The 22,232-nt window shown below is 62.8% G+C and carries 19 protein-coding genes; 10 read left to right on the forward strand and 9 right to left on the reverse strand.

The genetic code is table 11. The features are described 5' to 3' along the window. Positions 1 to 2: 2 nt before the first annotated feature. The gene (locus NW858_RS10130) at positions 3 to 752 is read left to right on the forward strand and encodes a heme oxygenase (biliverdin-producing) (protein WP_414338252.1); all 750 of its coding nucleotides are present in this window, start codon (positions 3 to 5) and stop codon (positions 750 to 752) included. A gap of 83 nt (positions 753 to 835) precedes the next feature. Here NW858_RS10130 and NW858_RS10135 read toward each other — a convergent pair whose 3' ends face one another. Beyond that, complete coding sequence (locus tag NW858_RS10135) at positions 836 to 1,357, reverse strand: pentapeptide repeat-containing protein (protein ID WP_414349073.1); 522 nt, start codon at positions 1,355 to 1,357, stop codon at positions 836 to 838. Positions 1,358 to 1,562: 205 nt separating this feature from the next. After that, positions 1,563 to 3,461, reverse strand: coding sequence for a DNA primase (gene dnaG, locus NW858_RS10140; protein WP_414426992.1), 1,899 nt, complete (start codon positions 3,459 to 3,461; stop codon positions 1,563 to 1,565). Positions 3,462 to 3,573: 112 nt separating this feature from the next. Here dnaG and NW858_RS10145 point away from each other — a divergent pair, with 112 nt between their 5' ends. The 5 genes from NW858_RS10145 (at position 3,574) to NW858_RS10165 (ending at position 10,348) form a co-directional block, all read left to right on the forward strand. Next, positions 3,574 to 3,954, forward strand: coding sequence for a c-type cytochrome (locus NW858_RS10145; RefSeq protein WP_414332911.1), 381 nt, complete (start codon positions 3,574 to 3,576; stop codon positions 3,952 to 3,954). Continuing rightward, entirely contained in the window at positions 3,954 to 4,286 is a 333-nt protein-coding gene (locus NW858_RS10150) for a hypothetical protein (RefSeq protein ID WP_414520421.1), read from the forward strand. The genes NW858_RS10145 and NW858_RS10150 overlap by 1 nt, the downstream gene beginning before the upstream one ends. Before the next feature lie 62 nt (positions 4,287 to 4,348). After that, entirely contained in the window at positions 4,349 to 4,918 is a 570-nt protein-coding gene (locus NW858_RS10155; RefSeq protein ID WP_414338245.1) for a YcnI family protein, read from the forward strand. Positions 4,919 to 4,937: 19 nt separating this feature from the next. After that, positions 4,938 to 6,545, forward strand: coding sequence for a copper resistance CopC/CopD family protein (locus NW858_RS10160; RefSeq protein WP_414520422.1), 1,608 nt, complete (start codon positions 4,938 to 4,940; stop codon positions 6,543 to 6,545). A 116-nt stretch (positions 6,546 to 6,661) separates the two neighbouring features. Continuing rightward, positions 6,662 to 10,348 (forward strand): tetratricopeptide repeat protein, encoded by a 3,687-nt coding sequence (locus tag NW858_RS10165; protein WP_414426994.1) that lies wholly within the window; start codon positions 6,662 to 6,664, stop codon positions 10,346 to 10,348. Between the two features lie 8 nt (positions 10,349 to 10,356). Here the strand turns inward: NW858_RS10165 and lysS are convergent, their stop codons facing one another. From lysS to trpB, 7 genes are all read right to left on the reverse strand, one after another. Continuing rightward, positions 10,357 to 11,892 (reverse strand): lysine--tRNA ligase, encoded by a 1,536-nt coding sequence (gene lysS, locus NW858_RS10170; RefSeq protein WP_414332918.1) that lies wholly within the window; start codon positions 11,890 to 11,892, stop codon positions 10,357 to 10,359. A 47-nt stretch (positions 11,893 to 11,939) separates the two neighbouring features. Next, on the reverse strand, positions 11,940 to 12,767 hold the full coding sequence (locus NW858_RS10175; RefSeq protein ID WP_414520423.1) for a Uma2 family endonuclease: 828 nt from the start codon (positions 12,765 to 12,767) through the stop codon (positions 11,940 to 11,942). A gap of 426 nt (positions 12,768 to 13,193) precedes the next feature. Beyond that, on the reverse strand, positions 13,194 to 14,606 hold the full coding sequence (radA, locus tag NW858_RS10180; protein ID WP_414367738.1) for a DNA repair protein RadA: 1,413 nt from the start codon (positions 14,604 to 14,606) through the stop codon (positions 13,194 to 13,196). Between the two features lie 89 nt (positions 14,607 to 14,695). Then, on the reverse strand, positions 14,696 to 15,832 hold the full coding sequence (gene aroC, locus NW858_RS10185) for a chorismate synthase (RefSeq protein ID WP_414520424.1): 1,137 nt from the start codon (positions 15,830 to 15,832) through the stop codon (positions 14,696 to 14,698). Positions 15,833 to 15,951: 119 nt separating this feature from the next. Continuing rightward, positions 15,952 to 16,692, reverse strand: a complete 741-nt coding sequence (locus NW858_RS10190; protein WP_414377136.1) for a pantothenate kinase — start codon at positions 16,690 to 16,692, stop codon at positions 15,952 to 15,954. Beyond that, positions 16,682 to 17,437 (reverse strand): AMMECR1 domain-containing protein, encoded by a 756-nt coding sequence (locus NW858_RS10195; RefSeq protein ID WP_414520425.1) that lies wholly within the window; start codon positions 17,435 to 17,437, stop codon positions 16,682 to 16,684. Before NW858_RS10195 ends, NW858_RS10190 begins: the two co-directional genes overlap by 11 nt. A 7-nt stretch (positions 17,438 to 17,444) precedes the next feature. Beyond that, the gene (gene trpB / locus NW858_RS10200; protein ID WP_414520426.1) at positions 17,445 to 18,704 is read right to left on the reverse strand and encodes a tryptophan synthase subunit beta; all 1,260 of its coding nucleotides are present in this window, start codon (positions 18,702 to 18,704) and stop codon (positions 17,445 to 17,447) included. Between the two features lie 189 nt (positions 18,705 to 18,893). Here trpB and NW858_RS10205 point away from each other — a divergent pair, with 189 nt between their 5' ends. The 4 genes from NW858_RS10205 to NW858_RS10220 all read left to right on the forward strand — a co-directional run bounded on the left by NW858_RS10205 (position 18,894) and on the right by NW858_RS10220 (position 22,084). Further along, entirely contained in the window at positions 18,894 to 19,109 is a 216-nt protein-coding gene (locus NW858_RS10205; RefSeq protein ID WP_414332928.1) for a hypothetical protein, read from the forward strand. 312 nt (positions 19,110 to 19,421) lie between these two features. Then, positions 19,422 to 19,940 carry a hypothetical protein gene (locus NW858_RS10210; RefSeq protein WP_414520427.1) on the forward strand — a complete coding sequence of 173 codons (519 nt, stop codon included), beginning with the start codon at positions 19,422 to 19,424 and terminating at the stop codon, positions 19,938 to 19,940. A gap of 48 nt (positions 19,941 to 19,988) precedes the next feature. Then, the gene (locus NW858_RS10215) at positions 19,989 to 20,537 is read left to right on the forward strand and encodes a hypothetical protein (protein WP_414377130.1); all 549 of its coding nucleotides are present in this window, start codon (positions 19,989 to 19,991) and stop codon (positions 20,535 to 20,537) included. Next, entirely contained in the window at positions 20,537 to 22,084 is a 1,548-nt protein-coding gene (locus NW858_RS10220) for an Hsp70 family protein (protein ID WP_414520428.1), read from the forward strand. The genes NW858_RS10215 and NW858_RS10220 overlap by 1 nt, the downstream gene beginning before the upstream one ends. Positions 22,085 to 22,232: the final 148 nt, after the last annotated feature.

Below are 22,232 nucleotides of genomic sequence, written 5' to 3' on the forward strand. Positions count from 1 at the left end.
TTGTGAGTCTGCACCATCAAGAGAATCAGAACACCAGCCTATCGGCCCAGTTGCGGGAGGGCACCAAGCAGTCCCACACCATGGCCGAGAATATGGCCTTCATCAAGTGCTTCCTCAAGGGGGTGGTGGATAAAAAAGCTTACAGCCGCTATGTGGGCAATTTTTACTTTGTCTATAGCGCTCTGGAAGAGGGGTTCGCGCAGTTGCGAGAGCACCCGCTGGTGGGCCGGCTCTACTACCCGGAGCTGTGGCGCAAGGCCAGCTTGGAGAAGGATTTAAATTATTTTGTCGGCCCCAATTGGCGCGCTGTGGTCAAGCCCTCCCCCGCTTGCCAGGTCTACGTCAACCGCATTCGAGAAGTGGTGGAAACAGACCCGGTTCTGCTGATTGCCCATGCCTACACCCGCTACATCGGCGACCTGTCGGGTGGCCAGATCCTGAAAAATATTGCCCGCCGGGCCATGGGCCTGCCGCCAGGAGAGGGAACGGCCTTTTACGATTTCGAGCAGATCCCTCATGAGGGCAAGTTCAAGCAGCGCTACCGCGCTCAGATGGACGCCCTGGGACTGGATCAGGCCACCATCGAGCGCATTGTGGCGGAAGCCAACTACGCCTTCAAGCTGAACATGGACTTGTTTAGGGAGTTGGAGGGCAATTGGCTGTTGTCGATGGCCCGCCTGGCCTGGAACTCTCTCCTCGCCCAGTTTCAGCGCAAGCCCGCCCGCTCTGAGGCGGCTGCTCCCAGTTCCTAGCCACAGCTATTCTCAATCCCAGAGAATCTTTGCTGGGCCGCCAATCCCCCCTCTCCCTCAGGGAGAGGGGCTGGGGGTGAGGACTAGTCGCATTCGAGGGTATCGCGGGTGGCGCGACCGGTGACGGGGTTAACGCCCCTGGCCCGCTCGCAGAGGATGGCAAGGGCATCTTGCCGTATCAAGGCATTGGTGAAATCCGCCCCCTCGATCTGGATGTCCTCTACTCGAGCCAACCACATCATGCTGTCCTGCAGTTGTGCCTCTCGCAGATCCGCGCCCTGTAAGTTAGCCATGTCCAAGGTGGCGCCGCGCAGATCGGCCCCGCGCAGGTTGGCCTTGCTGAGGTTGGCCCCAAACAAATTCGCCCCTGCCGCTTTGACATGGCTGAGATCGCTTTGGCGCAGGTTGGCCTTGAGAAATTTCCAGCCGCTCAGGTCTTGCCCGGCAAAGCTCATGCCCTGCAGATCTCGTTTGGTGTAGTCTTCTGCCCAGGCCGGAAGCCCCAGGAGAATGACCCCCAGGTATAGTAGCAGCCCCCAAAACACCATCCCCCGCAGGAGCCGAGACAGCCTCACCCGAACCGAAGCCTGCCCAGCAACAGACATTGTGGATCCCTCCCTCCAGGAAACCTCCATGGCTTGGAAATTGCTTTTGTTTCTATCCTACCGGATGGGGATCCCACTGGCAGAGCGGGCTATCTTAAACAGTGTAAGGGGGCGCGGTGACAGCCCTACCCCCAGCTCCTCTCTCTTTGGAAAGGGGGAGTTAGGGTTCAACGTAACGAGCCGTTTCATTGCTATTGGAAATGACTCACAAATCTTCGGCCAGTGGGGCTTCCGACAGGTCTTCTAGGCTCAATTGCACCTGCCGCTGCAGCGCTTGAATGGCTTGGTACTCCTGCTGGATGCTGGCCTGGTACTGGGCGGCAAGGACGGTGTTGCCCTCGGAAAAGGCTTGATCCCACAGTTGGGTCCAGTAGCGGTAGCGTTTCTGGCGAATTTCCAGCTCCATATTGGCAATGGCGGCCCGCACCACCATCCGTGGACGCATCAAGGCTACACGGGTGTTCTCGTCCAGCCAGAGCAGATGGCTGAGGCGCTCGTTGAGCTGTTCCTCATGGGCGCAGAGGGTGCGCAAAGCCGTCAGCAAAGGCTCTTCTTGGTCTTCCAGCTCCGGCTGCGCCGCCAGCAACTCCAAAGTCCGCTGCCACAGCTCTCGGTGAGGGCGAAAACTAAACTGCAGCTCTCGCTCCAACAAGGTCTCACGAATTTCGCGGCGGTACTCGGCAAAATGCAAGAAAATCTGCAAAAGATGGGACTCCGATTGTAAGAGCTTGGATCCCTTGTTGGCAGGAGGTTGGCGGGGTTTGGCCCAGCGGTAGCCGCGCACGGCACGGCGCAGGTCTTCTTCCAAGTCCCGGCTGAGGCGACCGTTGCCGCGGCTGAGCAATTCTGCCACTTTATGCAAGTACAAAGAGCGCCATTGTCCACCCAAACCGGCCAGCAGTTGCACAAGGGCTTGCTGGGCCTGCTGAAAATCCGCGGCTCGGCTCAGATCCCGACCGGCCAGCACCTGTTCAATTCGCCAATCCAGCCACAGGGGAGCTTGACTGAGCAAGGTTTGAAACTCAGAAACAGGATGCTCTTGCAAAAACTCGTCGGCATCTTTGCCCTCGGGAAGGGTGAGAATGCGCAGCTCGATTTCTCCGCGCCGCGCTTGGTCTTCAATGGCTTCAATGGCCCGGTTGGCCGCGTTCAACCCGGCCCGATCCGCATCAAAGTTGAGAATCAGCCGCTTCGATTGGGTATAGCGCAGCAGGACTTTCACCTGGTGGGGCGTCAAAGCCGTGCCCATAGCGGCTACAGCGTGGGCAACTCCCGCCTGATGCAGGGCGATGACATCAAAGTACCCTTCCACCACCAAGGCTTGGTCGGCCTTGGCAATGGCGTCGCGGGCAAAGTTAAGGCCGTAGACCACCTGGCTTTTGTTGAACAGCTCGGTTTCTGGAGAGTTCAGGTACTTGGGCTGCTCCTCTCCCAAGGCTCTGCCGGCAAAGCCAATCACCCGCCCCTGCAGGTCGAAAATGGGCAGCATGATGCGGTTGCGGAAGCGGTCGTAATGTCCGGATCCCTGTTGGCGGGGAACCAGCAAGCCGGCTTCTTCTAGAAGTTGGACCGGTTGGCGCTTTTGGTTGACCAGGTATTCGTAGAGCGAGTGCCAGCCGGGGGGAGCAAAGCCGATTTGAAATTTTTGCAAGGTTTCTTCCCTCAGGCGTCGGCTGTGCAGGTACTGGCGGGCCAGGGATCCTAGCTGGGAGCGGAGGGCGTGCTGGTAGAAATCGGCGGCCAGGGCCAAGATCTCCAGCAGCTTTTCCTGGCGGGAGAGTTGGCGCTCGTAGTCCTGGGAGAGGGATCCCCTGGGCTCCGGCACATGGTAGCGGCGGGCCAAGTGGCGCACCGCCTCGGCAAAGGAGAGGCGCTCCATCTGGCTGACAAAGCGGATGACATCTCCGCCCGCCCCGCAGGAGAAGCACTTGTAGATCTGCTTGCTGGGGCTGACCTGAAGACTGGGCTTGCGGTCATTGTGGAAAGGACAGAGGCCGACGAAATTCTTGCCCTGCTTGCGCAGCACCACCTTTTCCGCCACCACCTCGACGAGGTCGGCCTTCTGGCGCACCAGTTGAATGAACTCGGGGGGCAGACCGCTCATGGCCTTGGGGATCCTACACCCCATGGTACCTGCAGGGGACTTGACAGGCTGTCTTTTGACCTGACCTGACCTGCCGGAGATAATGGTCTGGCTTCAAAAGCTGGATTTTTCCATGAACGGTCTTTTGCAGATTGTTGAGAGGAAAATGCGGATCGTCAAACTCTTCTTGCTGCTTTTGCTGGTCGGCGCCGCCGTCTTTTGGGGCCCACAAGTGGCTTCTGCGGAACCGGATTTGGCTTTGGGAGCTAAGGTCTTTCAAGCCAAGTGTGTGGGCTGTCACTTGAACGGGCGCAACAGTTTGGTGGCAGCGAAAAACCTCTCTCTGGCGGCTCTTCATGAGTACCACGTGGATACCCCTGAGCTCATCCAGGCCCAGGTGCGCAACGGCAAAGGGGCCATGCCCGCTTTTGGCAAGCTTCTCAAGCCAGAAGAAATCGAAGCCGTGGCCGCCTACGTTCTAGACCGGGCTGAGCACAACTGGAGCAAAGGCTGATGGCCCAGGAGAGGACTCAAGATCTGACCCTGGCACCTCAGATGCCGCAGGAGCAGAGCTGTGGAGCACAGGGATCCCGCCGCAAAATCTTGTCGGTTGGGGTGGGGGCTCATGGTTTGGTGGCGGTGGGCATTTCTGCCCATGGGTTGGTGGCCATCGGCGTGGTGACCCACGGCATTCTCTCGATTGGCCTGGTGGCCATGGGCGCCCTCTCCTTTGGGCTGGTGTCGATGGGCTTGGCCAGTGCCGGCCTGGTGTCCATGGGCCTTTCCAGTTGGGGTCAGCACAGCATGAGCGTGACCGAATCCCACGGATCCCATCCCCATCCTTAGGTTTTGTTGGCCGGATCCTGACCGGTTCTCTTTCCACCTAGCGTTGTTAAGGAGTATTTACAATGTTCAGTTGGCACAGTTACCTGGCCTTGGCCAAGAAATCTCTGCTGGCCCTGGGAATGAGCGTTGTGCCCCTTTCTTCTGCTTGGGCCCATGTGACCGTCCATCCCAAAGAGGCCCCGGCGGGCAGCGTTGCCAAGCTCACCTTCCGCGTGCCCCATGGCTGCGATGGCTCCCCGACCATTCGCCTGCGGGTGCAGATCCCGGAAGGGGCCACCTCGGTGAAGCCGATGGTGCACCCCCTCTGGAAAATTGAGACGGTGAAAAAGCCGCTGGATAAGCCCTACGAGTCCCACGGGAAGATGATCACCGAAACAGTGGCCGAGGTGATCTGGAGCGGCGGATCCCTGCCGGATGAGTTCATGGATGAGTTCAGCCTCAGCCTCAGGCTGCCGGATCGCCCCGGCGAGACTATCCCCATCCCGGTCATCCAGGAGTGTGAACAAGGCATGTACCGCTGGATCCAGGTGGCGCAGCCGGGGGAGGATCCCAAAAACCTGCCAGAGCCGGCGCCGCTGCTGAAGCTGACGGACAAAGGAGAGACCCACGGCCACGGCCATGGCGCTCGCTAGCCGGGTTGCCGCTGGAATCATGTCTTTTTTGCAAAAGGGGATCCTCTTCTGGATTCGGGTTGGTCTCCTGGGCACCCTGCTGTGGGTGGGCGGGATCCAGCCCGTTTTTGCCCATGCCAGCTTGCTCTCCACCTTTCCCGAAGATGGAGCGATGCTGCAGGAAGCGCCGGCGCAGGTGCGGCTGGTCTTCAATGAACCTGTGCAGCTCACGCAGCTCCAGGTTCTGGACGGCAACGGCCAGGTGCTGCCCCTGGAAAACTTGGTCGGCACGGGCAACGCACCGCAGGGGGATTTGCCGGCGGAGATCCCGGAAGGGGTTTACATCGTCAGTTGGCGGGCCATCTCTGCCGATTCCCATCCGGTGAGTGGTTCGTTTGCCTTTCAGGTGGGAACGGCGAGTCCGGGTCTGTTGCAGGCGGCGAGGGCAGCCCAAGCGGGGGATCCCTTCTATTGGCCGCTGGTGGGAGTGCGCTGGGGGATCTACCTGGGCAGCCTGTTTGTGGTGGGCGTGCTGGGCTGGTGGCGGCTGGTGCGGGGGCGGTCGGGCGCTGCAGGTGAGATAGAGCTCTCCGCCGAGGCCTGGGCTTTTGCGGCTGCCTGGCTCACCCTCAGCCTGACGCTGGTGGCTTTGAGTTTGCACCTGGCCCAGCTCTACCCCCACTTTGCCGGGCCGGAGCTGCTGAGCGTTCTGGCCTCTCCCTATGGTTGGGGCACGGGGCTGCGGCTGGTGGGGCTGGGGATCCTGATCTGGGCCTGCGAGGGCGGCCCTGGCTGGGCCAGCGGATTGGGGTCGATGGCGGTGATTGGCTCGTTTTTGCCCATCGGCCATGCCCTCACCAGCGAGTATCCAGCAGGGACGATGGCCCTCTTGGGGCTGCACCTGGCCGGCTCGGCTTTTTGGTTGGGGGGGTTGTGGGGGCTGGAGCGCCTGCTAAGCCATTCGCGCCAGCGGGACGGAGTCCTTGAGTTGACTCCCCCCGCAGTAGGCCTCATCCAGCGGTTTTCCGATGTGGCCACCTGGGCCGTGCCGGGGCTGGTGCTGGCAGGGGTGGGAATGGGCGGGATCCACCGCGGCTGGGACTGGGATCATCCCTACGGTCAGTACCTCTGGGCCAAGCTGCTGCTGGTGCTGATGATCCTAGGGTTGGCCGCCCACAACAAGTTGCGGCTGCTGCCGGCGCTGCGGTCGGGGGTCTGGGCGGCGGCTCGATCCCTGCGCCGGATCGTCCGCCTAGAGCTGGTGGGGCTCGTTCTGGTGCTGGCCTTGACCAGCTTCCTCGTGGCCCAGGCTCCCCCTGGCCCTGGGGTAGTCTCGTCCTGCCAGGAGAAATTGAGCTGGCCGGAAGGCAACTTGCACCTGAGGATTCTGCCCTGTCGTCCTGGGGAGAATGAAATTCGGGTTGAAGTGAAAGGGATCCCGGCCCAGGAGCTGACCCTTGGGTTCTCTCTGCCGGAACAGGGGATCCCCCCTTTACGCCGCACTGTGGCGCCGGCTGGGCCCGGCCAATTTGGGGTGGAGAATGTGCCCCTGGCCCTGGCGGGGGAATGGCAGATCGAGGTGAGACTGTTGGTCGGCGATTTTGAAGAACGGCGAGGCCAGATCGCGGTTTCTCTCCAGCCAGACTAAGACACCCGCCAACCGCCGAGCCAGGGGCTCTCCGCTCAAGGGGGCCGGCCTGTGGCAGAATCGAGCCAGCCTGCAAAACAGCAAAAGGCTGCGCTGCTCAGTTGACCGGCTTGGCTATGGAAGACAAAATCAGGGCGGGAACTGTGCTCAGGGGGCGCTACCGCATTCTCCATCCCCTCGGGGAAGGGGGATTTGGTGTGACCTACAAGGCGGTGGATCAAGACACCTTCGATAGCCCCTGCGTCGTCAAGCGCCTTCGCCCCCTCTCTACGGATCCCTACACGCTGGCCACGGCTCGCAAGCTTTTTGAGCGGGAAGCCAAGGTTCTCAACCAGCTCAATCACTTCGACCAAGTGCCCCGCCTGCTGGCCCACTTCGAGCAGGATCAGGATTTTTACTTGGTGCAAGAGTTTGTTGCCGGCCATGATCTCAGCCAGGAGCTGATCCCGGGCAAGCCGCTGGGCGAGGCCGAGGTTTTGCAACTGTTGCGGGATATTTTGGAGATCCTGCGCCATGTGCATGCCCACCAGATCATCCATCGGGATATCAAGCCGGCCAACCTGATGCGCCGCGATGCTGATGGCAAGTTGGTGTTGATCGACTTTGGGGCGGTGAAAGAGGTGGGACGGCTGGTCAGCCCTGCCCCCGGCCAGACCCAGTTGGCGACGGTGATCGGCTCGGTGGGCTACATAGCGCCGGAACAGCTCAACGGCAAGCCCCAGCCCTGCAGCGACCTTTACGCCGTGGGAGTTCTGGCTATCCAAGCCCTCACCGGTCGTCCCCCTCAGAAGATCCGGGATGATCCCCGCACCGGCCAGCTTATCTGGCGGGATCTGGTTCAGGTCAGCGAGGAGCTGGCGGAGATTTTGGATCGCATGATCTGTCCCCGCTGGCAAGAGCGCTTTCAGTCGGCGGCTGAGGTGCTGGAGGCGCTGCGGCCCCTGCTGCCCAGTCCTGACGAAGCTGTTCTGGCGGTGGATCAAGTTCTGGCAGCGCGCCTCTTGACCCGTGGACAGGAGAAAGCCCGCCAAGGGGATTTCCAGGGGGCAATTGCCGACTATACCCTGGCCATTCAATTGGATCCCCGCAACAGCCGCGCCTACAGCCAGCGGGGCAGCGCCCGCTACAAAAGTGGAGACTTGGCAGGGGCTATCGCAGACTACACCCAAGTTATTCAATTGGCAGGGGATGCCCGCGCCTATTTCAACCGGGGCATCGCCCGCTACCGGCTGGAGGACTACGAGGGGGCTGTTGCCGACTATACACAGGCTCTCCGCCTCAACCCGCAATGGGCGGTGGCCTACTACAACCGCGGCAATGCTTACCGGCAACTGAATCAGCAGCAGCAGGCCATTGAGGATTATTCGCGGGCCATTGAGCTCAACCCAGAGGATGTGCGGGCCTATTTCAACCGCGGCGTGGTGCGCGGCCATCTGGGAGATGCACAGGGGGCAGCAGCAGATTTTTCCGAGGTGATCAAACGGGATCCACAGGATGGAGAGGCTTATTTCAACCGGGGGGTGGCGCGGGCCCAGTTGCTGGATCTGCAGGGGGCTGTCGAGGACTACACCCAAGCGTTGCAGTTGGATCCTGGCCAGGGCAAAGCCTATTACCGGCGGGGCCTGGCCCGACAAGTGTTGGGGGATCCCCAGGGGGCTGTTGAAGATTTTTCTCAGGCCATAGCGCTGCGGGCTGCGGAAACGGGCGAACTTTCTGGGACAGAGGCGGCTGCCCAAGCAGATCTCTACTTGCAGCGGGCCATGGCCCACCTGAGCAACAACGCTCTGGAGCCGGCGCTGGCCGATTGTGAACAGGCCCTCGGCCTGGATCCCAAGCTGTCGCGGGCCTATCTCTGCCGGGGCTTGGCCCGTCAGGGGCTGGGGGATCCCGGCGGCGCCCTGGCAGACTTCAACCGTGCCCTGGAGCTGGATCCCCAGATGGCCAAAGCCTACCTCAATCGGGGCATTGCCCAGCTCGATTTGGGCAACGTCGCCGCGGCTCTGGCGGACTTGAGCCAGGCCATCGCTTTGGATCCCCAAGATGCCGGTGCCTACAGCAGCCGCGGGCGGGTTCATCGGCTGCTGGGGGATCTGCTGGCGGCCCTACAGGATTACACGGCTGCTCTGGAGCGGGATCCGCAAAACCCCCAGCTCTACTTCAACCGCGGCCAACTCCATGCGGAGCGGGAAGATTGGTCGGCAGCCTGTGAGGACTTCTCGCAGGTGTTGCAATGGGCGGCCCGGCCTGGGATCCCGCGCGGGTCGGAGCTCTTGGTGAATGCCCATCTGGGCCGCGGCATGGTGCGACAGCGGCTGGGGGACTGGCAGGGGGCGCTGGCCGATTTCGACCAAGCTCTGCAAGGAGATCCTCAATCAGGCTTGGCTTATTTCCATCGTGGCCAGGTGCGGGCTGCCCTGGGAGATGGGCCGGGGGCCATCCAAGACTACCACCAGGCTTTGGCGCTGGGGGCAACCGTGGCCGAAGCGGACATTCGCCGAGATCTGGCGCGGGTGCACGCTCAGACGGGGGATCTGCAGGCGGCCCTAGAGCAGTTGAACGAAGCGGTGCGCCTGCAGCCGCAGCGGCGGGATCTGCGCCAAGAGCGAGCCGAGCTCCATCGGCAATTGGGCCGGTGGCAGGAAGCAATTGCCGACTACGATGAGGTGTTGCGGCAGGATCCCCAAGACTGGACGGCTTGGTTAGGACGGGGCATGGCCCATCGGCAGATGGGCAACTTGGCTTCTGCCATTCAGGATCTCAGCCGGGTTTTGCAGCAGGATCCCGACCATAGGGAAGCGCTGTGGCAGCGGGGACAAACTCTGCTGCAGTTGGGCCAGAAGGAAGCGGCCCTGTCCGATCTCGACCGCCTGCTGCAAAGGGATCCCCACCACGGGATGGCCCGCCTGGCCCGCGGCTCCCTCTTGAAGGAGCTGGGGCACCCTGCGCAGGCCGAATCCGACTTTGACCAGCTCATCCAGGAAAAGGCCCAAGAGGGGGAACAGAAGCTCTCTCTGGAAGCCCACCTGCAGCGGGCCCAGGTTCGCCGCCTGCGCCACAACCTGGAGGGGGCGGTGGCCGATTTGGATCGGGCCTTGGAGCTGGCCGGCCCCGGGGCTCCGGAAGCGCTGGTCACGGCCGCCCTGCTGTACCGGGGCTTGTGTCACCAAGAGAGGGGGGATCTGGCCGGGGCGCTGGCGGATTTCACGGCGCTGATCCAGCAGCAGCCGCAGTCTTCTCAAGGATTTGCCCTGCGGGCAAGGGTGCATCTGGCTTTGGAAGACAAACAGGGGGCGTTGGCGGATCTCGACCAAGCCCTGGGTCTCAACCGGGACTGGGGAGTGGCCGATGCGGCCCTGACCTACCGTCAACGGGGGGATCTGCATCGGCAGGCCAATCGCCCTGAACTGGCCATTGCCGACTACACGCAGGCCCTGGCCTTGAACCCACAGGAGCGCACTGCTTTGCTCTGCCGAGCTCTCTTGTGGGATCGCGCAGGGCAGACGGACAAAGCTCTGGCAGACTACACTCAACTGCTGCAACTGGAGCTGGATCCCCAAGAGCGCGTCTGGGTCTTGAACAACCGCGGCTGGGCTTGCGCCCAACAGGGGGATTTCTCGGCGGCCATCCGCGACTACACCCAAGCCATCGAGATCGACCCCTGCCACCTCAACGCTCACTACAACCGCGCCCTGGCCCGGGCTGCCTCTGGGGATTGGCAGGGGGCCTGCCAGGATTTCCAGGCTGCCCTCCAGATCCAGGAGTACCAAGGTCGGCTTTTGGAAGAGGCCAGTCTCCCCTTCTAGGGATCCACTCAAGCCTCCTCCGCACCTTCTCCTGTCTCCGGTCGCAGCAGCGGGAAGGCGATGACATCACGGATGCTAGGGGCGTCGCACAGCAGCATCGCCAGACGGTCGATGCCGATGCCCAGGCCGCCGGTGGGGGGAAGGCCGTACTCCAGGGCGGTGAGGAAGTCCTCGTCGAGAAAGTGGGCCTCTTCGTCTCCGGCTGCCTTCAGGGCCGCCTGGGCCTCCAGCCGCTGCCGTTGGTCTACCGGGTCGGTCAGCTCCGAGTAGGCGTTGGCCGTCTCTCGCCCGACGATAAACAGCTCAAAGCGCTCCGCCAACCCCGGCTTGCTGCGGTGGGGCTTGGTGAGCGGACATACCTCCAGGGGATAGTCCAGAACAAAAGTCGGCTGGCGCAGACGGCTTTCGCAGCAGTGCTCGAAGGCTTTGACCAGCAGCTTGCCAGGGGAGTCCTGGGGGGAGAGATCGGGGATCCCCTGCTCGGCCAGGGCGGGCAAGAGCTCGGCGGTGGATCCCTTTTCCACGTCGATGAAGATGCCGGTGGCCTCTTCCACCAACTCCTGTATCGTCACCCGCCGCCAGGGTGGGGTGAGGTCGATGGCTTCCCCTTGGTAAGTAATTTGCAGGGATCCCCGTACCGCCAGGGCGGCGTTGCAGACCAGGGTTTCGGTCAGCTCCATCATGGTGTGGTAGTCGGCAAAGGCTTGATAGGCCTCTAGCGAGGTGAACTCCGGGTTGTGGCGGGTGGAGATGCCTTCGTTGCGAAAGACCCGCCCAATTTCGTACACCCGCTCGATCCCGCCCACCACCAGCCGCTTCAGGTGTAGCTCGGTGGCGATGCGCAGGTAGAGATCCAGATCCAGGGCGTTGTGGTGGGTGATGAAAGGCCGCGCCTCCGCCCCGCCGGGGATCACCTGCAACACCGGCGTCTCGATCTCCACAAAGCCCTGCTCCTCCAGGGTCTGCCGCAGGGAGCGGACGATCTTGGCCCGGTCAAGCAAGGTTTGCTTCACCTCGGGGTTGACGATGAGATCGACGTAGCGCTGGCGGTAGCGTTTCTCCACATCCCGTAGGCCGTGCCACTTGTCGGGCAGGGGCAGCAGCGCCTTGGTCAGCACCTGGTACTCGTCCACCCGCACCGACAACTCGCCTTTTTCGGTGCGCTTGAGACAGCCCTTGGCTCCCAGCCAGTCGCCCACGTCGAGGAGCTTGTCCAGGTTCTTGAAAGCCAGCTCTCCCATGTGCTCCGTCAGCCGTTGCTTTTCTAGGTAGAGCTGGATGGTGCCGGAGCGATCCTGAAGGGTAAAAAAGGCCAGTTTGCCCATGACCCGCCGCGCCCGGATCCGTCCGGCCACGGCCACCTGCACATCCTCCCGCTCGGCGCCGGGCTCGAGATCGGCAAATTGGGCCTGCAACTCAGCGGCCAGGTGGGTAACCGGGAAAGAATAGGCATAGGGCAGGATCCCTTGCTCCTGCAGGTGGCGGGCTTTCTCGAGACGGGCGGCCCGTTGGGCGGCTTCACTGCTGCTGGGGAGAGTGGACATAGGAGTAAAGGGAATAGAGGATTTCAGGAACGGACGGGATCCTTTTTTTACTCTTCCGGCGGCGCGATCCCGTGGGAACGCAGCAGCTCCAAAAGTCTTTCGGCCCGTTGGCGTTCTCTTTCGGCCCGCTGCTGCTCTAGGGCGGCCTTTTCCTCGCCGGTGGGCAAAACTTGGCCCTCTCGGTCACACCAGCGCAGCCATTCCGTGTTGACGCCCTCGAAGGATCCCTGCCAGAGGGTCAAGCCCAGGCCAATCTCCTCCAGCCAAGTGGAATCGAAGGGAACCAGCTCTCCCCCCCGCCGCTGAAAAAGAACCAGCGGGGATCCCTGTAGTTCCCGCAGTTGCCGCAAAGGATCGTAAACCCCGTAGTAGCCCACCCCAGCGCGGGCATAGTCCCTGAGTTTGCGGCCCAGCTCTTCCCCCTCGCGGTTGGAGACAATCTCAATGACCACGTCGGGGGGCTTGCCCATCTCCCAGACGAAGTAGGTGCGATCTTCCTTGCGCTCGAAGCTGGCGGGGGGAGCCACCTCCAGGCTGAGCATGACATCGGGCACCAGCGGCGGCAGCTTGAGGGCGTAGAACAGGCCGACGTTGGCCGTGGCCAAGAAGGGGATCGGCTCGCCGCTGTCTTTGGCCCTGGGCTGGAAGGAAGCGTAGAGGGCGCTGGTGAGCAGGCGCTGCAGCTTCTCTGAGTAGATGCTATCCACAGGCTGGTCGTCCTCGATTGTCAGGTCGCTGACATCCGGTGGCGGCGGCGGTGGAAACTCCGCTGCTGGTGTCGAGGGCTTGAGGGGGCTAGAAGGTGCAGAAACCATGATGCCGGGATCCCTTGCAGGGCTGCTCGGTTGTTTGTCGATCAGCCGATATGAAACCATCTCGAGGGTAGCAAAGGCTGCTGGGAAAAGGGTGACCAGAAAGCTTCTCCAATCCCACGCCAGAGATAGAAGCCCAACCCTGGGCTTGCCTCCTTGAGCAGAGCAAGAGACAAAAAATCCTGCCAGACCTCCTCAGCTTTGGCCGGATCCCTTTTGGAGAGCAGCTAGCGCTCTGCTTGGGCGTTCAAGCGGGAGACGATCAGGTACACCACGAAGATAAACAGGGCCACCAACGCCATAGGTCGATCCTTGGTCAGTATCTTTCGCCAGTGTCTGTAGGATAGAGTGCCCACCCGAGCAGGGATCGAGTCGCTGTCCTTGCATTAAACTTTACTATATAACGCTATAGATATGAATGACATTTGCCCGCAGATTGGTTCTCGGCGGAAGATCGACTGCCGAGCTGGGCCAGTTGGGGATCCCCTCTCACTGGGTAGGCTCGGAGCTGGGCAGAGCCACCAGCAGGGCCTCCAGCAGCCGCTGCACCCGGCTGAGGCGCAGGCCAGCGTCGGCCAAAACAGGGCTGTTGGGGATGATGGCGTGGCGGAACCCCAGCTTGGCGGCTTCCTTGAGGCGCTGCTCCAACTGCGGCACCGGGCGCACCTGTCCCCCCAGGCCCACCTCGCCAATCAAGACCGTGAAGGGATCCACCTGGCGATCCCGGAAGCTGGCGGCCACGGCCACCGCCACCCCCAAGTCGGCAGCCGGCTCGGCCACCTGGATGCCGCCGGCGGAGGCGATGTAGGCGTCGTATTTGGAAAGCGGGATCCCCACCCGTTTTTCCAGCACCGCCAAGATCTGCAGAAAGCGGTTGGGCTCGATGCCGGTGGCGGTGCGGCGGGGGGAGCTGTAGCTGGTGGGGCTGACCAGGGCCTGCACCTCGACCACCAAAGGGCGGGTGCCCTCACAGGCGACGATGGTGGCTGTTCCTGGCGTGGCCTGATCCCGGCTGCTCAAAAAAAGCTGCGAGGGGTTGTCTACTTCCACCAAGCCAGAGGCAGTCATCTCGAAAACGCCGATTTCCTGGGCTGCCCCAAAGCGGTTCTTGACGGCGCGCAGCAGGCGGTGGCTCTGAAAGCGATCCCCCTCGAAGTACAAGACGGTGTCCACTAAGTGCTCCAGCACCTTGGGCCCGGCCAGGGATCCATCTTTGGTGACATGGCCAACGATGAGCAGGGCCACCCCCAGTTTTTTGGCCACCCGCATCAAGAGGCCGGCACATTCCCGCACCTGGGAGACGGATCCCGGCGCTGAGCTAAGCTGCCCCCAGAAGATGGCCTGAATGCTGTCAATGATGGTCACCTGCGGCTGCAGAGCCTGGATCTCGGCCAGAATGGCCTCCAGCTCGGTCTCGGCCAATAGGTAGAGCTGCTCGCTTTCTATCCCCAGCCCCTCCGTCCCGCCGAGGCGATCTGCACGTAGCTTAATCTGCTGGGCCGATTCCTCCCCCGACACGTACAAGACAGGCCCGCCCTTGGCCAGATGAGCGGCAGTCTGCAGCAGCAGAGTGCTTTTGCCAATGCCCGGATCGCCGCCGATCAACACCAGGGATCCCGGTACAATGCCGCCCCCCAACACGCGGTCGAACTCGCCAAAGCCCGAGGAAAGGCGGGGGTGGCGATCCGAGTGCACCTGAGCGAGAGGAAGGGCTGCCTGGGGGATCCCGCTGCCGCGGCTGCGCGGGGGGACAAGACGCTGGGGTGACCCAGACTTGGGAGAGGGGGTGAGAACCACCTCCGTCAGGGTATTCCAGGCGCCACAGTTGTCGCAGCGGCCCAAAAACTTGGGATAGCGCTCGCCGCACTGGCTACACTCCCAGACGGTTTTGGCTTTGGCCATGAGCAGGGATCCCGCCTCTTTCTCAGGATACAAAGACTCGATCCCGCTGGCGCAATCAGGATCTCCGCAAGGGCTCCGACCGGCTGCCGCTAGCTGGGGGACATAGGAACGGCAGGCATGGGCACCTCTGGCAAGACTAGAGATCCGCACTGGGCGTGGTGGCGCAGCAGATGGTCACAGAGCACCAAAGCCACCATCGCCTCCACCATCGGCACCGCCCGCGGCAGCACACAGGGATCGTGGCGCCCCCGCGCCGCCAAGACCGTCTCCTGCCCGTCGAGGGTGACCGTGCTTTGGGGCTGGCGAATGGTGGCGGTGGGCTTGAAGGCCACCCGCAGGACGATATCTTCCCCGTTGCTGATGCCCCCCTGGATGCCGCCGGAGCGGTTGCTGCGGGTGCGCCAGCCGCTGGGGGTCATGTAAAACTCATCGTTGTGCTGCTTGCCCGTCAGGTAGGTGCCGGCAAACCCCGACCCAATCTCAAACCCCTTGCTGGCCGGCAGCGACATCACCGCCTTGGCCAGGTCGGCTTCTAGTTTGTCAAACACGGGGCAGCCCAGCCCGCGGGGCACATTGCGGGCCACGCACTCCACCACTCCCCCGAGAGAATCCCCTTCCCGCGCCGCTGCTTCGATTTTCTCAATCATTGCCGCCGCCGCTTCTGGGTCGGGGCAGCGGACAATGTTGGCTTCCACCTGCTCGGCTGTTACTGAGCTGGGATCCACCTGCGCCTCCACGTCTTTGACCCGCTGCACATAGGCCAGGATCTCCACCCCTGCCGCCAGACGCAGGATCTTCTTGGCAATGGCCCCGGCGGCCACCCGGCCAATGGTCTCCCGCGCCGAGGCCCGTCCTCCCCCCTGCCAGTTGCGGATGCCGTACTTGGCCTGGTAGGTGGCATCAGCATGGGAAGGGCGAAAGGTGGTGGCCATTTCGCGGTAGTCCTGGGGGCGGGCGTCCTGGTTGCGCACCAGGATGTGGATGGGCGTGCCCAGCGTAAAGCCCTGGAAAACCCCGGAGAGGATCTCGCAGCGATCCGCCTCCTGGCGCGGCGTGGTGATGGAGCTCTGGCCAGGGCGGCGCCGATCCAGCTCCGCCTGGATGTCGGCCTCGCTCAAGGGCAGCCGCGGTGGGCAGCCGTCCACCACCACCCCCACCGCCCCCCCGTGGGACTCGCCGTAGGTGGTGACGCAAAACAAGACGCCGAAGGAGTTGCCGTTGGCCATGGGATCCCTGGGTTGCCAAGAGGTAGAGAAGCTGCCCGCTCCGTTTGCGCTAGCAGGACAGAGTCCTTGGAGGCCTGAGTGAGCTCTAGGGTTGGGGATAAACCCCAAGCGACTGTTTTCTATTCTGCACCAGGGAACTGCCGAGCAGCGCGGTGCAACTGACGGCAGCCGGCGATCCCCCGCAACACCAGGTGGGGATCCCAGTGCAGTTCCCTGTCCAGGGGGCGCAGGTGGGGGTAGAGCAGCTCGCCATCGCCGCCGGTTACTAGCAGGGGCCCCTGGGGAAAGCGGCGCCGCCAGTCGGCGATGAAGTCCTGCAAGCCGGCCAGCAGGGTGTGGAGAATGCCGCTGCGGATGGCAGCCCCAGTGTCCCTGGCCCAGCGGGGGGGCAAGGGATCCGCTGCCTCCCACTCCACTTTGGGCAGGCGGGCGGTGTGGTCGGCCAGTGCCTGTGCCTGCAGCCCTAGGCCGGGCAGGATCGCCCCTCCCAGCAGGGATCCCTCCGGGTCAGCCCCCGTCAGGGTTAGGGCGGTGCCGGCGTCGATGACCAGACAGGGCCAGCCGTAGTGGATGCCGGCAGCCCAGACGGCCAGCGCCCGATCCAGCCCCAGGCCGGGGTAGGGATCCCGCAGCGGCACCTGGGAGAGTCCAAGGCAATGCACCCACGGGGATCCCGGCGGCAAAGGGGCAGAGCCAACGGCAGCCAGCCACAGCTCCGTCTCTTCCGGCCAGGACAAGGGCCGGTGGGCAGGGAACTGTTCCACCTTGACCAAGGTCTCCCCCACAAACCAGCCCCAGCGCACGTGGGTGTTGCCCAGCACCGCCGCCAGCCACCGGTCGGGTTGGGCCTCAAAACTCATGCAGCAGCTCCGCCTCCACGCGAAACAGCTCCACTGGCTGATCCGCAGGGATCCCGGCCAACCTTTTGGCGGTGGAAAGCTGCCATTCCGTTGTCAGGGCTTCTCCGGGCAGCAACACCGCCCCCCGCGTGCCCGTGCGAATGAACAGGCCCATGCGGGTGGGATCCACCTGCTCCAGCGAGGGGATGGGCACCACCCGTCGCACGATGGCCACCTGGATGGACGCCGACTCCAGCTCCCCAGGTCGCAGGGGCGGATAGCGCCAGTCGCGGGTAACAGCCCCCACCGCCGCCCGGATGGTGGCCCTGGCCAGATCGCCGCCGGGATCCAAGCTGCCCCAACAGCCGCGGGGCCGTCCCTCCCTGGTCACCGTAACAAAAACTCCCGCCGGGCGCCGCCAGTGGGGCGGGATCTCTTCTGGGGCGGGCAGCACCTGGCCGGTGGCGAAGTAGTGGGCGATGGCCTGCCGCGCCAGGGCCGGCAGCGTCTCAGGAAGGGGTGGCGGCTGGCCGGGAGCGGGGATCCCTGTCCCCTTCGCCTCTTCCTCCCTGGGGTCGACCAAGGCGCCTGCCCAGAAAGTCGTGGCCGGGGACGGGATCCCGCCAACGCGCCCGGAAACCTCTGGCTGGGATCCAACCAGCAGCACTAGCCCCGCCCCCAGAAACAAGGTCAGTAGGCCGAGCAGGCGAACGGCAAAGGTGGACATGGGCAGGGATCCCCTTGGCAAGGGAGAGAGGGTTGGCAAGCCAACTCTAGGCTAGGCTATGCCCCCGCTGCTGCAAGTACTTGAAAACAGTGTTCAGATCCTTGTCGCCTCGCCCGGAGCAGTTGACCACCACCCGCTGCTGGGGGCCAAGCTGAGGGGCCAAAGTCTTCAGGTAGGCCAGGGCATGGGCCGTCTCCAGAGCAGGGATGATCCCCTCCAGGCGCGACAGCAGCAGCAGCGCTTCCACCGCCTCGTCGTCGGTAACGGCGTAGTACTCGGCCCGCCCGATCTCTTTTAGGTAGCTATGCTCCGGCCCCACGCCAGGGTAATCCAGGCCGGCGCTGATGGAATGGGCCTCCTGCACCTGGCCTTCCTCGTCCTGCAGCAGGTAGCTCATGGCCCCGTGCAGGACCCCAATACGACCGCGGCTGAGGGTGGCGGCGTGGCGGGATGTGTGCAAACCCTCCCCGGCAGCCTCGATGCCAATCAGCCGCACCTGGGGATCGCGGATAAACTCGTTGAACAGGCCCAGGGCATTGGAGCCACCGCCCACACAGGCCAGCAACACGTCCGGCAACCCTCCCCATTTCTCCTGACACTGCTGCCGCGTCTCCTGGCCAATGACATCGTGAAAGGCCCGCACCAGCTTCGGGTAGGGGTGGGGCCCGGCCACCGTGCCAATGACGTAGTGGGTGGTCTCCACATGGGTTACCCAGTCGCGGATGGCCTCGGAGAGGGCATCTTTGAGGGTGGCCGTGCCGGCTTCCACCCCGCGCACCTCAGCGCCCAACAGGCGCATCCGCTGCACGTTGGGGGCCTGCCGCTCCATGTCCAGCGCCCCCATGTAGATGACGCATTCCAGGCCGAAGCGGGCGCACACCGTTGCCGTGGCCACCCCATGTTGGCCGGCGCCGGTCTCGGCGATGATCCGCCGCTTGCCCATGCGCACCGCCAGCAGCACTTGGCCGAGGGCGTTGTTGATCTTGTGGGCGCCGGTGTGGTTGAGGTCTTCCCGTTTGAGGTAGATCTGGGGGCCGCCGTAGTGTTCGGTAAGCCGCTGGGCAAAGTAAAGTGGGCTGGGCCGTCCGACAAAATCCCGCAACAAGCTGTGCAACTCGGCGCGAAACTCGGGATCCTGCCAGTGCCGCTCAAAGGCTTCCTCCAGCTCCGTCAGGGCGCTCATCAGGGTTTCCGGTACAAAGCGGCCCCCAAACGGCCCAAACCGGCCCTGGGGATCCGGGCGCACCTGCGGGTCAAGGGGATCCCAAGCAACAGCGTGGGCAGCAGCAAGAGGAGTTGAGGTCATGGCAAATCTGTTGGTGCGGGCTGGGCGGCCGGCAATAGGAGACAGGCCTCCCTATTTTACAAAAGTCGGAAACGCGGGAAGGCGACTATTTGCCGCCCTAGAGGGTGGGATCCCGCCAAAACCGGCTTTGAATAGGGGACTTCCAGGGATCTTTAGGATGAGGCCGTCTGATTTTGGGGAGCGGCCTTTATGGACAAGCATCTGCAAGAGTTGCTCCAGCAAGAAGATCAAAAGCGCATAGACGAAGAACTACGCCGCACCTATGCCCTTTCTCAAAAGTCTCAGGGAGTGGCAATCTTTTTGTCGTTATTGCTGGCTTTTGCAGCCTACATTTATACGCGGCGATGGAAAGCGCTGATGGTCTTTTTGGGGTGGTGCATTTTTGTAAGGACTCCGTCCCGCTGACGCGAACGGCGTGTTGTTTGGCGACGAAGAAGGAGAAGTTTCTCTCCCTGGACTTTTTCTGGCCTCCACCTGGGCAGCAGTGGACAACTGCGCCGCTATCCAGCGAGCTAGAGAAAAAATTGAACTGCTGCGCTCCGGGCAAAACCTCGATAGCGACCGGCGGAGTTAATCGACATCAAATCAACAAGCTGGAAACCCTATCCTTCTCCCCTCTCCCTGTGGGAGAGGGGTTGGGGGTGAGGGATCCCTTTGCCAGCAGCAGTTTAGAAAAAAGGAGCCTAGAATGGCCGCAGATCCGAAAAACTCGAAACCATGAGATCTGCTGCTTGCTTAGCCCGTCTGCTCGCCGCTCTCTTTGTGGGAAAAGGGATCCCGGCTCTGGCCTCACCCGCTCTTTTGGTACTGGCCCAGTCAAGTTTTCAGCCCTACATCAATGCCCGCTTTGGCTATCGCCTCGACTATCCGGCCGATTTTGTCCCCCAAGGGGAATCCGATAGCGGCGACGGCCAGGTGTTTGTCGGCGAAGAGGGGGCTGAGCTCCGCGTTTGGGGTGGATACAATATTTTTCAAGCAACGCCCGCCAGCGCCCTGCAAGAGGAGTTGCAGCGCAGCCGAGAAAGCGGACGCCGGGTTACCTATCAAGTTGCCGGTCGGGATTTTTTCGTGGTCTCCGGCTACGAGCCAGGCAGCTTGCGGATTTTCTATCTCAAAAAGCTTGTCCGCCCCTCTCTAGAGGCTGGCTTTGAATTTGTCTATCCGGCCAGCCGGCGCGAGCGCTACGACCGGGATGTGGAAGCCATAGCCCGCTCCCTGCGCTTTGGGGATCCCTGACCCAGGCCCCAGTTGGGGCATGATCATAGGGATCCCTGGCAAAACCCAATGGCCGAGAGACCGCTGGACAGTTGGCTGCGGGAACGCATGCAAGCCGTTGGCCTTTCCTCATGGCAGGCCTTGCAAGCTCAAGCAGGGATCAGCCGCCGCGCCCTCGATCAGGTGCGCCAAGGGCGGTGGGGATCCCTGCGCCTGGAGCAACTGCAAAAGTTGGCTGCCGCTCTCCGGTGGGATGTGGGATCCCTGCTTGGCGGCGGAAGGGGCTCTGACAATGCAGAGGCAATCTTCTCCCTGCTGCAGCCGCTGCTGACCAGCTACCCCACCGTCCGCGAGATTGCCCGGCGCAAGCCGGATTGGCCGGCCCAGAACGTGACGGCTCTGTTCCGGTCGCTGGACGCCCTGCTGCAGCAGTGGGGGTATGAAGCCATCGGCAGCCCTCTTGAATCCGTCCCCTTCGACCCGCAACTGCACCAGCCGGATCAGCCGGACATTCGGCCCGGGGATCCCGTCTATATCCGCTTTGTCGGCTACCGCTGCGGCGATCGCATTCTCTGCCCGGCCAAAGTTAGTCGCTCCCTGCCCGGAGGATTGAGCTGATGGCACCCGTCCCCAAAGCGACGCTGGCTATTGATTTTGGCACCAGCAACACCGTGGTGGCGGTTTGGGATCCTGGACAAGAAGCGCCCCGCCTGCTCAGCCTTCCCGGCCTCTCCCGCCCCAGTTACGCGGCTATTCCCAGCCTGGTCTACGTCAAGGGAAAAGGCCAGCTCTTGGTGGGGGAAACCGTGCGCGCCGGGCGCTGGGGAGCAGTGGATCCGCAGCGCTTGTTTCAGGGCTTCAAGCGGGATCTGGTGGCGGAGTTTGTGCCCCCGCCGCGAGTTCTGGATGGGGAGCGCTACGATGCCGAGAGGGTGGCCCAGGCTTTTTTGCAGGCGGTGATGGAAGCCATCCAACAAGAGTACCCGCAGCCGCAACAGGTGGTGTTTACAGCTCCCGTCGGCTCTTTTGAGCGCTACTTAAACTGGCTGCGGAGGGTGGCCGGGGATCCCGTTCAGATTGTGGACGAGGCCACTGCCGCTGCCCTGGGCTATGCGGTTGGCCAGCCGGGATCCATCGTGTTGGTGGTGGATTTCGGTGGCGGCACCTTGGATCTCAGCCTGGTGCGCACCCTTCCCCCTCAGCCGGGCAACCCCGTCCTCAAGGCAGAGGTAATCGCCAAGGCAGATGCCTACGTGGGCGGATTGGACATCGACATCTGGATTGCCGAATACCTGCTGGGGCAACTGGGGCTGAGCCGGCAGCAGCTGGGAGCCCTGAGCTGGATTACCCTTTTGGAGCAGGCAGAACAGCTCAAGATCGCCCTTTCTGCCCAGCCCAAGGCGGTGGGCAGTTGGTTTGACGACGAAGCCCTAACTGCCTATGAGCTGCAGTTGGATCGGCAGGTGCTGGAGGAGATTTTAGAAACCCACCAGCTCTTGGATCAAATCCGCCAGTGCCTAGACGATGTGCTTCTCACTGCCCAGGCCAGGGGAGTGGGCAAAGGCCAAATTGAGCAGGTGCTCCTGGTGGGAGGCAGCTCCCAACTGCCGGCAGTCCAAGAGCTGCTCCGCTCCTACTTTGGCAAAAAGAAAGTCCGCTGCGAACGCCCCTTCGACGCTGTGGCCTTGGGCGCCCTGCAGGTGGGCCGCCAAGTTAAGCTGGAGGATCGCCTGCACCACAGCTACGCCATCCGCCTCTGGGATCCCTTGCAAAAAAGCTATATCTACTACCCTCTGTTTGAGCGGGGCAGCCCCTACCCCTGCCGACGCTCCGAGCCCTTGATCTTGCAGGTGGCCAACGATGGGCAAACCGAAATTCGCCTCGATGTGGGAGAAGTGGCTCAGGTGGCCCAAGCCGAGGTGGTTTACGACGAGCTGGGGCGCATGAGCAGCCGCCAACTCACTCGACAAACCGATTTTCGATCCCTGGCCCCCGGCGCCGAGCCGGCTTGCCTGGCCCGCCTGCAGCCCCCAGGCCGGGCAGGAGAAGATCGCCTCAAGGTGGAATTTGCCGTCGATGCCTCGCGGCGGCTGCTGGCCACTATCTTCGACTTGCAAACCCAGCAACTTTTGGTAGAGGCCCAGCCCGTAGCCACCCTGAGTTAGAGAGAGAAAGGCACTCAGCCTCTTGTCGCACCGAAACCCAAACAGCGCTATCTGGCCATCCTCCCCTCTCCCTCAGGGAGAGGGCTGTCTCTTAAACACATCTGACGCTGCCGACGATCTACACAGTCAAGATATCGGTGGTCGCCGT

Source organism: Synechococcus sp. H55.10 (assembly GCF_047502715.1).
GTDB lineage: Bacteria > Cyanobacteriota > Cyanobacteriia > Thermostichales > Thermostichaceae > Thermostichus.

Bases quoted from the DNA above. Each gene is read 5' to 3' on its own strand.
- NW858_RS10135 (WP_414349073.1), bottom strand. From the start codon at position 1,357: ATGTCTGTTGCTGGGCAGGCTTCGGTTCGGGTGAGGCTGTCTCGGCTC.
- dnaG (WP_414426992.1), bottom strand. From the start codon at position 3,461: ATGAGCGGTCTGCCCCCCGAGTTCATTCAACTGGTGCGCCAGAAGGCC.
- NW858_RS10145 (WP_414332911.1), top strand. From the start codon at position 3,574: ATGAACGGTCTTTTGCAGATTGTTGAGAGGAAAATGCGGATCGTCAAA.
- NW858_RS10150 (WP_414520421.1), top strand. From the start codon at position 3,954: ATGGCCCAGGAGAGGACTCAAGATCTGACCCTGGCACCTCAGATGCCG.
- NW858_RS10155 (WP_414338245.1), top strand. From the start codon at position 4,349: ATGTTCAGTTGGCACAGTTACCTGGCCTTGGCCAAGAAATCTCTGCTG.
- NW858_RS10160 (WP_414520422.1), top strand. From the start codon at position 4,938: ATGTCTTTTTTGCAAAAGGGGATCCTCTTCTGGATTCGGGTTGGTCTC.
- NW858_RS10165 (WP_414426994.1), top strand. From the start codon at position 6,662: ATGGAAGACAAAATCAGGGCGGGAACTGTGCTCAGGGGGCGCTACCGC.
- lysS (WP_414332918.1), bottom strand. From the start codon at position 11,892: ATGTCCACTCTCCCCAGCAGCAGTGAAGCCGCCCAACGGGCCGCCCGT.
- NW858_RS10175 (WP_414520423.1), bottom strand. From the start codon at position 12,767: ATGGTTTCATATCGGCTGATCGACAAACAACCGAGCAGCCCTGCAAGG.
- radA (WP_414367738.1), bottom strand. From the start codon at position 14,606: ATGGCCAAAGCCAAAACCGTCTGGGAGTGTAGCCAGTGCGGCGAGCGC.
- aroC (WP_414520424.1), bottom strand. From the start codon at position 15,832: ATGGCCAACGGCAACTCCTTCGGCGTCTTGTTTTGCGTCACCACCTAC.
- NW858_RS10190 (WP_414377136.1), bottom strand. From the start codon at position 16,692: ATGAGTTTTGAGGCCCAACCCGACCGGTGGCTGGCGGCGGTGCTGGGC.
- trpB (WP_414520426.1), bottom strand. From the start codon at position 18,704: ATGACCTCAACTCCTCTTGCTGCTGCCCACGCTGTTGCTTGGGATCCC.
- NW858_RS10205 (WP_414332928.1), top strand. From the start codon at position 18,894: ATGGACAAGCATCTGCAAGAGTTGCTCCAGCAAGAAGATCAAAAGCGC.
- NW858_RS10210 (WP_414520427.1), top strand. From the start codon at position 19,422: ATGAGATCTGCTGCTTGCTTAGCCCGTCTGCTCGCCGCTCTCTTTGTG.
- NW858_RS10215 (WP_414377130.1), top strand. From the start codon at position 19,989: ATGGCCGAGAGACCGCTGGACAGTTGGCTGCGGGAACGCATGCAAGCC.
- NW858_RS10220 (WP_414520428.1), top strand. From the start codon at position 20,537: ATGGCACCCGTCCCCAAAGCGACGCTGGCTATTGATTTTGGCACCAGC.